This is a genomic window from Amycolatopsis sp. NPDC058986, from assembly GCF_042741125.1.
GTDB lineage: Bacteria > Actinomycetota > Actinomycetes > Mycobacteriales > Pseudonocardiaceae > Amycolatopsis.
The window spans coordinates 113,699-126,946 of sequence record NZ_JBHYJW010000003.1 but is presented as its reverse complement, the minus strand read 5'-3'; the positions used below and the strand labels follow the sequence as shown (position 1 = coordinate 126,946).

The window sequence follows — 13,248 nt, the reverse complement described above, 5'->3', positions numbered from 1 at the left end:
GTAGTCATGCCTGCTGGGAACCTGAAGATCCGTGACGCCGCCGAGTCGGATGCCGAGGCGTGCGCCGCGATCTACGCGCCGTACGTCACCGATACCGCGATCACCTTCGAGTCCGACCCGCCGTCGCCGCCGGAGATGGCCCGGCGCATCGCCGCGGCGAACGAACGGCACGCCTGGCTGGTCCTGGAGGACGACGGCGACGTCATCGGGTACGCCTACGGCGGGCCGTTCAAGGAACGCGCCGCGTATCGATGGTCCTGTGAGGTCAGTGTCTACCTCGAACGCGGGCGACGCCGGACGGGCGGTGGGCGCGCGCTGTACACCGCCTTGTTCGACAGGCTCGCCGAGCGCGGCTTCCGTACCGCCGTCGCGGGCATGACGCTGCCGAACGACGCGAGTGCGGGGCTCCACCGGGCAATGGGTTTCGAACCGGTGGGGACGTACCGGCGCATCGGCTGGAAGCACGGCGCTTGGCGGGACGTCGCCTGGATGCAGCGGACGCTCCTGATCGACGAGGATCCGCCCACCGAGCCCCGCTGACAAAACTTAAGTAACTACTTGACTTTCCGTCCTCGGATACATTAACTTAAGTATATGCTTAAGTATGACCTCGACCAGGTGTTCAAGGCGCTGGCGGATCCGACGCGGCGAGCACTGGTGGAGCGGCTGGTGCGCGGGCCTGCTTCAGTGAGCGAGCTGGCCGCGCCGCTGACGATGTCGCTCGCGGCGGTCGTCCAGCATCTGCAGGTTCTCGAGGCGTCGGGGGTCATCCGGTCCGAGAAGGCCGGCCGGGTGCGCACCTGTCAGGTCGAACCGGCCGCGCTGCGCGTCGCCGAAGGCTGGCTCGGACGGCAGCGCACGCCTTGGGAGCACCGTCTCGACCGGCTCGGCGAGGTCGTCGCCGAGCCGGAAATCCCGGAGGACAGGAGTTCGTCATGACCCGTTCGGTCAAGCACGCCACGTTCAGTCTCGAACGCCGGTACCCCGTCGCACCCGCCCGGGTCTTCGCGGCGTGGTCCGATCCGTCGGCCAAGGCTCGCTGGTTCGGCGCGGACGTCGGCCACGAGCTGGATTTCCGGATCGGTGGCCGGGAAATCAACCGCGGCCGGCACACCGGAGACGGCCCGCTGCTGACGTTCGAGGCGACCTATCACGACATCGTCGACGGAGAGCGCATCGCCTACGCCGGAACGTTGAGCTTCGATGGCACCCTCGCGACGATTTCGATCACCACCGTCGAGTTCGTCCCGGACGGGGAGGGCACCCGGCTGGTCCTGACCGAACAGGGGACGTTCCTCGACGGCGCGGAGGAACCGGCCTGGCGCGAACAGGGCACCGGCGAGTGGCTGGACAAGCTCGACGCGGAACTCCGGCGCGCCCAGCCGTCTCGGTGACGGGCCCGGTGTCAGCCGACGGTTACTCCGCCCTCGGTGGAGTCGGTGGAGCGGCTGAGTTCCTCCCAGGCGTCGAAGTCGTCCTGGACCCGCTGGCGCCCGGCGGTGACCAGGCGTAGCGCGTCCGACCCGAGCAGGACATGCACGGGAGGCTTCTCCGCGCCCAGGAGGGTGAGGATGGCGTCGCCCGCGCGATCGGGGTCACCGATGCCCTGGCCCGCGAGGGCCAGGCGGCGGGTCCGGATCGGGTCGAACAGGGCGTCGTAGTCGGCGATGCTGCGTGGTGCGCGCACCAGTGACCGGCCTGCCCAGTCGGTTTTGAACGCGCCGGGAGCCACGGCGGTGACCCGCACGCCGAACTGGGTGACCTCCTGGGCGAGGGTGTCGGTGATGCCTTCCAGTGCGTGTTTGCTGCCTTCGTAGAACGCCAGTCCGGGGAAGGTGGTGTGCCCGCCCATCGAGGTGATGACGAAGATGTGGCCACCACGCCGTTCCCGCATGCCGGGCAGGACCGCTTTCACGGTCGCCACCGTGCCGAACACGTTGACTTCGAACTGGCGGCGCAGATCGGCCATCGACGACTCTTCGAAGGTACCTTCGAGCCCGTAGCCGGCGTTGGCCACGAGCACTTCGATCGGGCCCAGCTCCGCTTCGGCGGCCCGCACCGTGGGGTCGATCCGGTCCTCGTCGGACAGGTCGAGGATGAAGGCACGGGCCCGGTCGGGGTCCAGTGCCCGGAAGGCCGCCGCGTGCCGCTCGGTGCGCACGGTGCCTGCGACACGGTGCCCGGCCGCCAGGGCTCGCCGGGCGATGGCCAGCCCGAGGCCGGTGCTGACGCCGGTGATCAGGAATGTGTTGCTCACTACGGATGTCCTTTCATGGATGAGTGTCCGGCCGCGGCGTGCGTGGGCACGGCGGCATGGACCCCGCGGGGATGCCGGGGTCGTGTCTGGGTGGTACCGGTGCTGGATCGCCCGGTTCGGGCGGTGGTCAGGACTCGGCGGCGGTGTCCTGGGCGGTCGTGGCGGCGGGTTCGCTGCCCCAGCTGGCCAGCAGTCGCAGGCGCTCCTCGGACGGCGAGCCGGACGGCGCGCAGTAGACGACGAGCGATTGGCCAGGGTCGGCGACCGAGGTGAAGATCTCGTACTGCAGTTCCAGGTCACCGGCGACAGGGTGGTGAAGGCGTTTGAGGCCGGTGCTGCGTTCCTGGACGCGGTGTTCCGACCACCACGCCGGGAACTCGGGTGAGCGCATCATCAGCTCACCGATCAGGTTGGCGATGTGCTGGTTTCGCGGATGGGTGGCGGCGGCCCGGCGCAACCCGTGCACGTAGTCGCGGGCGACGCGTTCCCAGTCGCGCCACACGAGGCGAGCACGCGGATCCAATAGCGTCCAGCGCGCCATGCTGCGTTCCCGGCGCGGCAGCGCGGCCACATCGGGAAACAGCAACGCCCACAACGTGTTCCCGCCGACGACAGTGAGGTTCCGGTCGCTGACGAAAGCAGAAGCCAGATCCATCGACTCCAGCACCTGACGCAGCCCCGGTCGTAGCCGTGACGGGTGCTCGGCCCGGTCCTCGTGCCCGGCTGGGGTACCCGCGAGGGCGAACAGGTGCCGCCGCTCGATGTCATCGAACCGCAGCGCGTCGCAGAGGGCATGCAGTACCTGTTCGGACGGCTGCCGGGCGCGGCCTTGTTCCAGCCGGGTGTAGTACTCGATACTCACCCCGGCCAGCTGCGCGACCTCACCGCGCCGCAGACCGGCGACCCGGCGACCGGCGCCGAACTCGACCGGCAGACCGATCTTCTCCGGCGTGAGTCCGGCACGGCGGGCCCGCAGGAAGTCGCCAAGGTCGTTGTTGCCCATGCCCTGAGTCTGCTCTTCGCCCAGTCGATCACCAAGGACATGGCTGGCCCTGCCAGTACTACGTTGCGCGACCCGGTACGACGTGCCCGGGTTCGAGTACGAAGACCGGGAGGGAGCCCGCCGTGGCGGGTTCAGCTCGCGCGGTAGTGCTGGGGGCTCTGGCCGTACTCGCGTTTGAAGGCGGAGCTGAGCGCGAACGAACTTCCGTAGCCGACTTTGCGCGCCACCGCGCCGAGTGTGGAGTCGGGCTGCTGGCGCAGCAGGTCGGCGGCGAGGGCGAGCCGCCAGCCGGCGAGGTAGGACATCGGCGGTTCGCCGACGGCGGCGGTGAAGCGGCGGGCGAGCGCCGCGCGGGAGACGCCGGTGTTCGCGGCCAGCTCGGCGATCGTCCAGGGGCGGTCCGGGTGGTCTTGCAGCAAGCGCAGTGCCTGGCCGACGACGGGGTCGTCGTGGGCGCGGTACCAGGCGGGGGCGCGGTCGCGGGACTGGGCGAACCAGGTGCGGAGCGCGGCGATCAGCAGCAGGTCGAGGAGCCGGTCGAGAACGGCTTCCTGGCCGGGGACGTCCTTGCCGATTTCCTCGGCGAGCAGTGGGATCAGCGGGCTCTGCCAGTCCTGGGCCCGCAGGACGAGCAGGGGCGGGAGCGCGGCGAGCAGGCGGCGGCTGACCTCGCCCGCGACCGGGTAGGTGCCGGTGAGCATGTCCAGCGGGCCGTCGGTGCCCGAGCCCCAGGTGCGCACGCCGACGTCGCCGAGGTCGGTGAGGTGTTCGCCCTCGGGTGTCCGGCATTCCTGGCCGGGGTGGATGACGGCCTGCGGCGGGGTGGCCGGGTGGTCGGCGACGAGATACGGGTCGGGTCCCCGCGCGATCGCGAGATCACCGGGGCCGAGCCGGACGCCGTCGTCCTCGTCGGGCACGACCCACGCTTCGCCGCGGACGACGGCGATGACGGTCAGCGGTGCGCGGTCTTCGATCCGCAGGCACCAGGGCGGGGTCAGGAGGGACCGGAGCAGGAACGCGCCGTGGGCGCGGGGGCCGTCGAGGAGGGCGGCGAGCGGGTCCATGCCGGAATGGTAGACGCTGGAGCATGGATGTGAGCAGCTGAACGATGGAGCGTCTCACTCGCTGCCGCTTGACTAGTGGTCATGCCTGGGGAAAGGAAGGGTGCCATGGATACGGTGGCGGTCATCGCGCTGGTCGCGGCGACGATCACGGCGGGTCTGTCCGCGGGGTTGTTCTACGCCTACGCGTGTTCGGTGATGCCAGGGCTGGCCCGTGGCGACGCGAAGACGTTCGTCGAGGGGATGCGCGGGATCAACGTCGCGATCCTCAACGGCTGGTTCATGGCGACGTTCCTGGGCGCGCCGCTGCTGGCGGCGGTGGCCGGGGCGTTGCACCTGCGCTCGGACCTGCGGGGAGCGTTGCCGTGGGTGGTGGCGGGTTTCGTGCTGCTGATGGTGACGCTGATCGTGACCGGGGTGGTCAACGTGCCGTTGAACAACGCGCTCGAGGCACAGGCGGCCGATGGTTCGGCGACGCTGGAGGAAGTGCGGGCGCGGTTCGAGACGGTCTGGGTGCGGTGGAATGTCGTGCGCGCGGTCTCCTCGACGGCGGGTTTCGGTTGTCTGGTCGGCGCTCTGCTGACCCGTCGCTGACGTTCCCTTAAGGCCACCTTACGGGCGTCAGACGCCCGTAAGGTGGCCTTAACGGCATGGGGTCAGCCGGCGACGCGGAAGAGCAGGTCGGTCGACCATTTCGTGGGGTCGGGCTGTTCGAGCGGGTTGGTGTTGAGGACTTCGAGACGTCCGCCCCACTGCTCGCCGTCCTCGGTTTCGGTGCTGTCCCAGCGCACGCCCTCGGCGGCGCCCCAGTCCAGAACCGCTTTGGTGGCGCCGAAAAGCCCGTCCGGGGCACCGACGTAGTTGCTGAAGACGTACTTGCCCGCGGGGACGACACCGGTGATCAGCGGAGCCTCGGGGATGAAGTCGCCGTCGACCGGTACGCAGGCCTCGGCGGTGAAGCGCATGCCGGGATGGATGACGAGGTACCGGAAGAACGGCGCGCCCGCCGGGGCGAGGCCGTGCTGTGCGAGCAGGCCGATGATCCGCGGGATCTGGTCGGCGATGGTGTCGAACTCAGTGACGCCGATGGTGGCGCGGGCGCCGACGTAGCGCTGGGCTGGACGGTCCGCAAAGGACGGCATGGGATCGGCTCCTCGGTCAGGGGTGTTCGGGGGTGAGGACGGGGCGGACCTCGATGGTTCCGTACGCGGCGGCGGGATGGCGGGAGGCGATGTCGATCGCTTCGTCGAGGTCGCCGCACTCGATGAGGCAGTAGCCGCCGATCTGTTCCTTGGTCTCCGCGAACGGGCCGTCGCTGAGCAGGACTTCGCCGTCGCGGACCCGGATGGTGGTGGCGTCGCCCGGCGGGTGGAGCCCGGCGCCGTCGAGGATGACGCCACGGCGCTGCATTTCCTCGCCCCAGTCGCCACAGCCGTCGTTCCGGTGCTCGGCGGCGGTTTCGTCGCCGCAGATCATGAGCAGGTACCGCATGGTCCGATCCTTTCAGTGCTGGTCGAGGAGGTCACGCAGGCGCGCGCCCGGCATGCTCAAGGTCTTGGCGGTCATCTCGGTCCGTCCGTTTTCGCGCGGTCATCCACCCGACGTGCGGGATCGGCCGGGACCGACACCTCGGCGGAGGAATTTTCCGTGAGCCGCAGTTCGGTGCGGCGGCGGGTGAGGTAGCTGCGTTCGGCAGCGGTCGGGGCCAGCGCGAGCGCGTCGCGGTAGGCCTCGGCGGCTTCGGTGTCGCGGCCGAGCCTGCGGAGGAAGTCCGCGCGGGTGGCCGGGAGCAGGTGGTACCCCGCCAGTGCCCCGCTCTCGGCGAGCCGGTCGACGAGGACGAGGCCGGTGGCCGGACCGGCGGACATGCCGACGGCGACGGCGTGGTTGAGGGCGACGACCGGGGTCGGGGTGTGCTTGCGGAGTTCGCCGTAGAGGCCGGCGATCTGCGCCCAGTCGGTGTCGGCGGGGCGTGCCGCGGTCGCGTGGCAGGCCGCGATGGCCGCTTGGATCTGGTACGGGCCGGGTCGGTGGCGTCGCAACGCGGTTTCCAGGACGGTGGTGCCCTCGGCGATCTCGGCGGTGTCCCACCGTTCGCGGTCCTGTTCTTCGAGCGGGACGAGTTCGCCGCCGGGGCCGACGCGGGTGTCGCGCCGGGCGTGCTGCAGGAGCATCAGCGCGAGCAGGCCGAGTGCCTCGGGTTCGTCGGGCATGAGCCGGGCCAGGACGTGGGCGAGGCGGAGGGCTTCGCCTGCGAGGTCCGGGCGGAGCAGGTCCGGTCCGGCGCTGGCCGAGTAGCCCTCGTTGAACAGCAGGTACAGCACGCGGAGGACGGCGGTGGTGCGTTCGGGCAGCAGGTGTGCGGGCGGGACGCGGTAGGGGATGCCGGCGTTGCGGATCTTGCGTTTCACCCGGACCAGGCGCTGGGACATGGTGGGTTCGGGGACGAGGAAGGCGCGGGCGATCTCGGCGGTGGTCAGCCCGGCCAGCGTGCGCAGTGCGAGCGCGACCTGGGCTTCGACGGCGAGGGCGGGATGGCAGCAGGTGAAGATCAGCCGCAGCAGATCGTCGTGGACGCCGCTGTCGTCGCCGTCGTCGGGGTAGGAGTCGAGCATCTGGGCGGCCTCCCGGAGCTTCCCGGCGCCGAGCGTTTCGCGCCGGAGCCGGTCGATGGCGCGGTTGCGGGCGGCAGTGGTGAGCCAGGCGCCGGGACGGTCCGGGACGCCGTCGCGGCGCCAGGTGCGCAGGGCGAGCGCGAAGGCGTCCTGCGCGCACTCCTCGGCGAGGTCCCAGTCGCCGGTCACCCGGATCAGGGTGGCGACGACCTGGCCCCATTCCTCGCGAAAGGCCTCCGCGACCGCGGTTTCGACGTCCGGTGCCATCTGCTCCCCTCCGTGCCGGTGCGGTTCGGTCGATGGACCGACGAACGGCGCCCCGGCGGACCGACAGCGGAGCCGAAACTATCTCGCGGCGAGGAGTCCTTCCAGCCAGGACACGGTTTCCTCGGCCGGTGGCTGTGCCGCGAGTTCGGCGGCGAAACGCGCGGCATTGCGGCGGTAGCGGTCGTCGTCGAGGACGGCGGTGACGGCGTCGCGGATTTCGGCGGGGGTGACGGTGATCGGGTCGAGGACCTTGCCGAGGCGGAGCGCGGTGACGCGGTCGCCGTTGTTCGGCTGGTCGGCGCCCATCGGCACGAGGACCTGAGGCAGGCCGTGGGCGAGCGCGCCGAGGACGCTGCCGGAGCCGCCGTGGGTGAGGACGGCGTCGCAGTGCGGGAGGACGTCGTGCTGGGGCAGGTAACGGGCGAGGTGGATGTGGCCGGGCTGGGGGCCGAACTCGGCGGGGTCGATGACCGGGCCGACGGTGACCACTGCGGTGACCGGCAGTTCGGCGAGGCCGTCGAGGACGCGGGTGAACAGATCGCCGGATTCGGTGTTGAAGATGGTGCCGAGGGTGAAGTAGACCGTCGGGCGGCCCTCGATCCGCCAGTGCGGTGCCTCGGTGACCGGGGTGGTTTCCGCACGGAAAGTCCGTGCGGTCGGCGGAAGCGGGAAGTCCGGGTCGCGGAAGGCAGGCGGGAAGGGGTTGAGCACGAGGTGTCGTGCGCTCATCCCGGGCGGGGCGTCGGCGGGCAGGGTGTGCGCGGCGCGGACCTCGTCGAGTGCCGGGCCGACGATCTCGGGACGGACGAACGAGCCGGACGCCATGACGAGCACGGTCGCGCAGGGCAGGCCGAGGTGTTCGGCGGCGATCATGGCCCCGAAATCGGCCTCGTCGCACAGGATCAGGTCCGGAGTCCAGTCGGCGCACAGCCGCAGGAGGTCGTCGGCGCGCTGGGTGGCCGCGCGGCGCGCGAAGCCCTCGCGGAGGTCGTTCGCTTCGCGTTCGCGGTCGACCGGGAGCAGCGGCTTGCGCTCACCCGTGCTCCCGTAGTCGGGTCCGGAGGCGAACGCCGGGAATCCCGCCGCTTCGATCGTCGGGACCATGAGTGATTCGCCGGAGAAGGCGACGGTGTGCCCGGCGTCGGCCGCGGCGCGTGCGACCGGTACCAGTGGTTGGAAGTGGCCGTTTCCCCCGACGAACGTGCACAGCAGGCGCATGGGCTCAATCTAGCGAGCGGTGCGGCTCGCGATGAGCGTTTCGATGCTGTCGAGGATGCGGGCGAGGCTGAAGTGGAAGGCGTGGCCGGGGCTGGCCGCCGCACCGTGGGCCTGCCCGGCGGTGGTGCCGACGCGGGAGGCGAGGGGGTAGTTCGCGGGGTCGGCGGCCGGGATCTCCGCGAGCACGGGCGCGCTGGCGTCCCACCACTGCTGGTCGGTCATCCCGCTGTGGCTGACCAGCCGGGCGGCCTCGACCGAGCCGCGCGCGAACCCCTGGACGACGCCGTTGAGCAGGGTGGTCAGGGCGTCCATTTCGAGGTCGTCGAGGCCGATGCCGTCGAGGGCGGCGAGTTCGCGTTCGTATTTGGCGAAAGTGTGCGGGCCCAGGGTCGGGCGGCCGGTGACGACCTGCAGCATCCACGGATGGCGGTGGTACATCCGCCAGCTGTCCTCGGCGATCGCGGTGAGCGCGGCGCGCCATCCGGTGCCGGGTTCGACGGCCGCCAGTTCGGCGTGGACGTGGTCGAGCATGAGGTCGACCAGTTCGGCGCGGCTGGGAACGTAGGTGTAGAGCGACATGGGGGAGACGCCGAGTTCGTCGGCGACGCGGCGCATGGACACACCCGCGATGCCGTCGGTGTCGGCGAGCTTGATGGCCGCGCGGACGACGTCGGTCACCGACAGCTTGGGTTTCGGGCCGCGCCGCGGCGGCCCGTCGACACCCCAGAGCAGCTCGATGGTGCGTCGCGGATCGCCACTGCCGCTGTACTCCGTGCTCACGTCCGTCATTCTGCCCATCACTTTTTTGTACGCCGTACAGAGTTACGGTATACTGTCTCGCGTACGACGTACAGAGAATGGGGTGGGATGATTCTGCGGGAATCCGCGCTGTTCGAACCCGCCGATCCTCCTCGACTGGGGAAGATCGTGTTCTGGGATCTCGACACGAATCCGTCCGAAGACGCCGAGCTGCTGCGCGTGGCAGCGCCGGAAATCCGCGCGGTGGCCGCCCGCCGGGTGCCGGTCGTCGAGGCATTGCCGGCACTGCTGGCCGCGATGGACGCGTCCCCCGCGGTGACGTTCTGGGCGACCGCCGCACGGGCGGCGCTCCGGCTCGTCTCGGCAGGGCGGATGCTGCCCGGGGTGTCCGAGGCGGGGCACGACGCATGGCGGGCCGGTCCGCTGGAACCGGCCGAAGTGGCGTGGTTGCGCGAGCTGGCCGACGCGATGCCCCCGGAGGCACACGCCGCGCCGATTTCGGCGGACGAGACCCGGCTGCCCGCACGGTATCCGCTGTTGCGGGCGTTTCTCGACGCCGTCGTCGACGCGCTGCCCCGCACGCCGGCGGCGGCCGCGGCGACCGGTCAGCGGCTGTACGCCGCGGCCTCCGCGCAGGACGCGACCGGGCTGCGGGACTGGGCGGACGAGGTCTCGGCCGGGCTGGACTCCGGCGTCCGGGTGTCGCTGCGGGTCGAGGTCCCTGGCGGCGATCCGGCGGCCGGACGGTATCGCCTGGTGGTGCAGGCGCACAACCTCGCCGATCCGTCGCAGATCGTCGACGCGGGACAGTTGTGGTCGGGCGCCGGGGATCTGGGGCCGCGGGCGCGGATCGACGTCATGCTCGCACTGCGCCGGGGTGTGCGGGTGTGGCCGGCGCTGGGCCCGCTGCTCGCCGCCGCCGTCCCGGACGAGCTCGACCTGGGCGACGAGGAGATCGGCGAACTGATCGCGGCGGCCGCGCCGCGGCTCGGCGCCGCCGGGATCGACGTCCACTGGCCCGCCGAGCTGGCCGGTGATCTCACGGCTCGCGCTGTCCTTACTTCCGAGGGCGCGCCGCCGGACGATCTGCCGTCGTTCTTCGGCGGTGGCCGGGCGCTGGCCTTCGACTGGCAGCTCGCGCTCGGCGGCGATGTGCTGACCGCGGCGGAGCTGGATGTGCTCGCCGAGGCGCGGCGGCCGGTGGTCCGGCTGCGAGACCGGTGGGTGCTGGTCGATCCGGCGCTCGCGGCGAAGGCACGCGACCGGATGCTCAAGCCGCTGACCCCGGTCGACGCGCTCGGTGTGGCGCTGAGCGGGACCGCGGAGATCGACGGCGAACACGTCGAGGTCGTCACCGAAGGCTGGCTGGATCGGTTGCGGGAACGGCTTTCCGCGGCACCCGAACCACTTCCGCAACCGGCGGGTCTCGCCGCGTCGCTGCGGGACTACCAGCTGCGGGGGCTGCGCTGGCTGGCAACGCAGACCGAGCTCGGGCTCGGCGGGTGTCTCGCCGACGACATGGGGCTGGGCAAGACGATCACGCTCATCGCGCTGCATCTGCACCGCGCGGCGGAGGTGCCAGAAGCCGGACCGACGCTGGTGGTCTGCCCGGCGTCGTTGCTGGGCAACTGGGAGCGGGAGATCGAGCGGTTCGCGCCCGGCACGCCGGTACGTCGCTTCCACGGCGGCGCGCGGTCGCTGGCCGGGCTCGACGGCGGGTTCGTGCTCACCACGTACGGCACGCTGCGCGCCGACCCGGCGCCGCTGGCCGGGGTCGAGTGGGGGCTGCTGGTCGCCGACGAGGCGCAGCACGTCAAGAACCATCGCTCGGGCACGGCGAAGGCCTTGCGGACGCTGCCCGCGTCGGCGCGTATCGCGCTCACCGGTACCCCGGTGGAGAACACGCTGTCGGAGCTGTGGGCGATCCTGGACTGGACGACGCCGGGGCTGCTCGGCGCGCTGCCCGAGTTCCGGCGTCAGTGGGCCAAGCCCATCGAGTCCGGCGATCCCGTCGCGGCGGAGCGGTTCGCGCGACTGCTGCGCCCGTTCCTGTTGCGGCGGCGGAAGTCCGACCCGGGTATCGCGCCGGAGCTGCCCGCGAAGACCGAGACCGACCGCCCGGTCACGCTCACCACCGAGCAGGCGGCGCTGTACGAGGCGACGGTGCGCGAGATGCTGGCGGAGATCTCGGGCAGCGAGGGTATGGCGCGGCGCGGGCGGATCGTCAAGCTGCTCACCGGGCTCAAGCAGATCTGCAACCATCCGGCGCAGTTCCTCAAGGAGACTTCTGGGGAGTCCATTGTGGAGGGACGGTCGGGCAAGCTCGAACTGCTCGACGAGCTGCTGGGCACCATCCTCGCCGAGGACGGCGCGGTGCTGGTGTTCACCCAGTACGTCGCGATGGCGCGGCTGCTGGAACGGCATCTCGCCGAGCGCGGCATCGGGACGCAGCTGCTGCACGGCGGCACGCCGGTCGCGCGCCGCGAGGAGCTGGTCCGCCGGTTCCAGGCGGGCGAGGTCCCGGTGTTCCTGCTGTCGCTCAAGGCGGCGGGCACCGGGTTGAACCTGACCCGCGCCGATCACGTCGTGCACTACGACCGGTGGTGGAATCCGGCGGTCGAGGACCAGGCGACCGACCGCGCGTACCGGATCGGGCAGACGCGGCCGGTGCAGGTCCACCGGCTGGTCGCGGAGGGGACGGTGGAGGACCGGATCGCCGGGATGCTGCGGGAGAAACGCGCGCTGGCCGAGGCGGTGCTGACCGGTGGCGAGGCCGCGCTGACCGAGCTGAGCGACGGGGAACTGACCGAACTGGTCGAGCTGAGGAGGCCTCGATGACCGACGACGTACGCGGATTCCCGGCGTTCGGCGCGCAGCCGGGCCGTGGTCCGTTCGCGCGCTCGTGGTGGGGCCGGGCGTGGATCTCGGCGATGGAGGACACCGCGCTCGACCTGCGTCAGCTCAAACAGGGCCGGAAGTACGCCACGGCGGGGCTGGTCGGGCCGATCGCCGTCGGCCCCGGCCGGATCGCCGCGCAGGTCGACGACGTGGACGGCGGTCCGTACCAGACCCGGCTGCGGCTGGCCGAACTGTCCGATGTGGACTGGGAACGGTTCCTGGACCGGGTGGCCTCCCGCGCCGGGCATCTGGCCGCGCTGCTGGACCGCGACATGCCGCACGACCTGGTCGAGGCCGCCGACGACGCCGGGGTGCACCTGCTGCCCGGGATCGGCGATCTCGATCCGGAATGCGACTGCCCCGGCTGGGAACTGCCGTGCCGGCACGCGGCGGCGTTGTCGTTCCAGGTGTCGTGGCTGCTCGACGCCGATCCGTTCGTCCTGCTGCTCATCCGGGGCAAGGGGGAGCGGGAGGTGCTCGAGGAGTTGCAGCGCCGCAACGCGCCCCGGTTCGTCCGCGCCACCGGTGCAGACGAGGACGTCCCCGTCTCGGACGCCTTCGCCAGGACGGCCCCGGTGATGCCGGACCTCGACGCGTTCACGCCGCGAGGACGGCCCGAAGTGCCCGCGGCGCCGGGTATTCCGGCGGAGACCTTCGCCGTCCTGGCGGACAACGCCGCCGCGGTCGCCGAGGCGATGCTGTCCGGCGCGCCGAAGCTGAACCGGCGCCAGGACGCGGTGCGGCTGGCCGCGACGTTCCCCGGCACCGAGGCCGCGGCGCGGCTGCGGGAGGACGCGGGCGAGGACTTCGCTCGCGCCGTTGCCGCCTGGACGTATGGCGGGCGCGGCGGGCTCGACGTCTTGGAGTCGACCTGGTCGCCGCCGAAGCCGGTGCTCGCGCGGGCGCGGGCGGCACTGGCCGAAGCGGTCGAGGACCGCGGCGTCGTGCTGGAGTTCGACCGCAACCGCGGCACCGTGGCAGGGACGGACGTCCAGCTGCGGGCGGGCCGCGACGGCCGCTGGTACCCCTACCGCGCCGAGGCCGGCGTGTGGTGGCCGTCCGGTTCGCCGGAAACCGACCCCGGTGTCGCCTTCGCTGCCCTGCTCGCCTGACCGGCACCCCGTGCAACAGGGGTAGTCGTCCGATCGCTCAGCGTGTAGAGAAGGGAGC

14 protein-coding genes are annotated in these 13,248 nt (G+C 71.5%); 6 read left to right on the top strand and 8 right to left on the bottom strand.

Annotated features, from left to right (window positions below):
* Positions 1 to 6: 6 nt before the first annotated feature.
* From ACFW0G_RS04235 to ACFW0G_RS04225, 3 genes are read left to right on the top strand one after another with little or no spacing between them, the layout of a single operon-like run.
* A complete protein-coding gene (locus tag ACFW0G_RS04235) occupies positions 7 to 540 on the top strand; it encodes a GNAT family N-acetyltransferase (protein ID WP_378323270.1) in 534 nt (177 codons plus the stop codon).
* A 54-nt stretch (positions 541 to 594) separates the two neighbouring features.
* Positions 595 to 939, top strand: a complete 345-nt coding sequence (locus ACFW0G_RS04230) for an ArsR/SmtB family transcription factor (protein ID WP_378323268.1) — start codon at positions 595 to 597, stop codon at positions 937 to 939.
* Complete coding sequence (locus ACFW0G_RS04225) at positions 936 to 1,394, top strand: SRPBCC family protein (RefSeq protein WP_378323267.1); 459 nt, start codon at positions 936 to 938, stop codon at positions 1,392 to 1,394. The genes ACFW0G_RS04230 and ACFW0G_RS04225 overlap by 4 nt, the downstream gene beginning before the upstream one ends.
* 11 nt (positions 1,395 to 1,405) lie before the next feature.
* On the opposite strand, the gene ACFW0G_RS04220 is transcribed toward ACFW0G_RS04225, so the two are convergent.
* From ACFW0G_RS04220 to ACFW0G_RS04210, 3 genes are all read right to left on the bottom strand, one after another.
* On the bottom strand, positions 1,406 to 2,257 hold the full coding sequence (locus ACFW0G_RS04220) for an oxidoreductase (RefSeq protein WP_378323266.1): 852 nt from the start codon (positions 2,255 to 2,257) through the stop codon (positions 1,406 to 1,408).
* Between the two features lie 127 nt (positions 2,258 to 2,384).
* A complete protein-coding gene (locus ACFW0G_RS04215; RefSeq protein ID WP_378323265.1) occupies positions 2,385 to 3,260 on the bottom strand; it encodes a helix-turn-helix transcriptional regulator in 876 nt (291 codons plus the stop codon).
* 131 nt (positions 3,261 to 3,391) lie between these two features.
* Positions 3,392 to 4,324 carry an AraC family transcriptional regulator gene (locus tag ACFW0G_RS04210; RefSeq protein WP_378323264.1) on the bottom strand — a complete coding sequence of 311 codons (933 nt, stop codon included), beginning with the start codon at positions 4,322 to 4,324 and terminating at the stop codon, positions 3,392 to 3,394.
* A 105-nt stretch (positions 4,325 to 4,429) separates the two neighbouring features.
* Between ACFW0G_RS04210 and ACFW0G_RS04205 the strand changes: the two genes are divergently transcribed.
* Positions 4,430 to 4,915: a DUF1772 domain-containing protein gene (locus tag ACFW0G_RS04205; RefSeq protein WP_378323262.1), complete on the top strand. Its 486-nt coding sequence runs from the start codon at positions 4,430 to 4,432 to the stop codon at positions 4,913 to 4,915.
* 62 nt (positions 4,916 to 4,977) lie between these two features.
* On the opposite strand, the gene ACFW0G_RS04200 is transcribed toward ACFW0G_RS04205, so the two are convergent.
* The 5 genes from ACFW0G_RS04200 to ACFW0G_RS04180 form a co-directional block, all read right to left on the bottom strand.
* Positions 4,978 to 5,463 (bottom strand): AraC family transcriptional regulator, encoded by a 486-nt coding sequence (locus tag ACFW0G_RS04200; protein ID WP_378323261.1) that lies wholly within the window; start codon positions 5,461 to 5,463, stop codon positions 4,978 to 4,980.
* Between the two features lie 16 nt (positions 5,464 to 5,479).
* Positions 5,480 to 5,812 carry a YciI family protein gene (locus tag ACFW0G_RS04195; RefSeq protein WP_378323259.1) on the bottom strand — a complete coding sequence of 111 codons (333 nt, stop codon included), beginning with the start codon at positions 5,810 to 5,812 and terminating at the stop codon, positions 5,480 to 5,482.
* A gap of 71 nt (positions 5,813 to 5,883) precedes the next feature.
* A complete protein-coding gene (locus ACFW0G_RS04190) occupies positions 5,884 to 7,203 on the bottom strand; it encodes an RNA polymerase sigma factor (protein WP_378323258.1) in 1,320 nt (439 codons plus the stop codon).
* Between the two features lie 78 nt (positions 7,204 to 7,281).
* Positions 7,282 to 8,421 carry a glycosyltransferase gene (locus ACFW0G_RS04185; protein ID WP_378323257.1) on the bottom strand — a complete coding sequence of 380 codons (1,140 nt, stop codon included), beginning with the start codon at positions 8,419 to 8,421 and terminating at the stop codon, positions 7,282 to 7,284.
* Between the two features lie 9 nt (positions 8,422 to 8,430).
* Complete coding sequence (locus ACFW0G_RS04180) at positions 8,431 to 9,210, bottom strand: TetR/AcrR family transcriptional regulator (protein WP_378323435.1); 780 nt, start codon at positions 9,208 to 9,210, stop codon at positions 8,431 to 8,433.
* A gap of 78 nt (positions 9,211 to 9,288) precedes the next feature.
* Between ACFW0G_RS04180 and ACFW0G_RS04175 the strand changes: the two genes are divergently transcribed.
* Positions 9,289 to 12,018 carry a DEAD/DEAH box helicase gene (locus ACFW0G_RS04175; RefSeq protein WP_378323255.1) on the top strand — a complete coding sequence of 910 codons (2,730 nt, stop codon included), beginning with the start codon at positions 9,289 to 9,291 and terminating at the stop codon, positions 12,016 to 12,018.
* On the top strand, positions 12,015 to 13,190 hold the full coding sequence (locus ACFW0G_RS04170; RefSeq protein ID WP_378323253.1) for an SWIM zinc finger family protein: 1,176 nt from the start codon (positions 12,015 to 12,017) through the stop codon (positions 13,188 to 13,190). Before ACFW0G_RS04175 ends, ACFW0G_RS04170 begins: the two co-directional genes overlap by 4 nt.
* The last annotated feature ends 58 nt before the right edge of the window (positions 13,191 to 13,248 follow it).

Coding starts and splice junctions, on each gene's coding strand:
- ACFW0G_RS04235 (WP_378323270.1), top strand. CDS start 7: ATGCCTGCTGGGAACCTGAAGATCCGTGACGCCGCCGAGTCGGATGCC.
- ACFW0G_RS04230 (WP_378323268.1), top strand. CDS start 595: ATGCTTAAGTATGACCTCGACCAGGTGTTCAAGGCGCTGGCGGATCCG.
- ACFW0G_RS04225 (WP_378323267.1), top strand. CDS start 936: ATGACCCGTTCGGTCAAGCACGCCACGTTCAGTCTCGAACGCCGGTAC.
- ACFW0G_RS04215 (WP_378323265.1), bottom strand. CDS start 3,260: ATGGGCAACAACGACCTTGGCGACTTCCTGCGGGCCCGCCGTGCCGGA.
- ACFW0G_RS04210 (WP_378323264.1), bottom strand. CDS start 4,324: ATGGACCCGCTCGCCGCCCTCCTCGACGGCCCCCGCGCCCACGGCGCG.
- ACFW0G_RS04205 (WP_378323262.1), top strand. CDS start 4,430: ATGGATACGGTGGCGGTCATCGCGCTGGTCGCGGCGACGATCACGGCG.
- ACFW0G_RS04200 (WP_378323261.1), bottom strand. CDS start 5,463: ATGCCGTCCTTTGCGGACCGTCCAGCCCAGCGCTACGTCGGCGCCCGC.
- ACFW0G_RS04195 (WP_378323259.1), bottom strand. CDS start 5,812: ATGCGGTACCTGCTCATGATCTGCGGCGACGAAACCGCCGCCGAGCAC.
- ACFW0G_RS04190 (WP_378323258.1), bottom strand. CDS start 7,203: ATGGCACCGGACGTCGAAACCGCGGTCGCGGAGGCCTTTCGCGAGGAA.
- ACFW0G_RS04185 (WP_378323257.1), bottom strand. CDS start 8,421: ATGCGCCTGCTGTGCACGTTCGTCGGGGGAAACGGCCACTTCCAACCA.
- ACFW0G_RS04180 (WP_378323435.1), bottom strand. CDS start 9,210: ATGACGGACGTGAGCACGGAGTACAGCGGCAGTGGCGATCCGCGACGC.
- ACFW0G_RS04175 (WP_378323255.1), top strand. CDS start 9,289: ATGATTCTGCGGGAATCCGCGCTGTTCGAACCCGCCGATCCTCCTCGA.
- ACFW0G_RS04170 (WP_378323253.1), top strand. CDS start 12,015: ATGACCGACGACGTACGCGGATTCCCGGCGTTCGGCGCGCAGCCGGGC.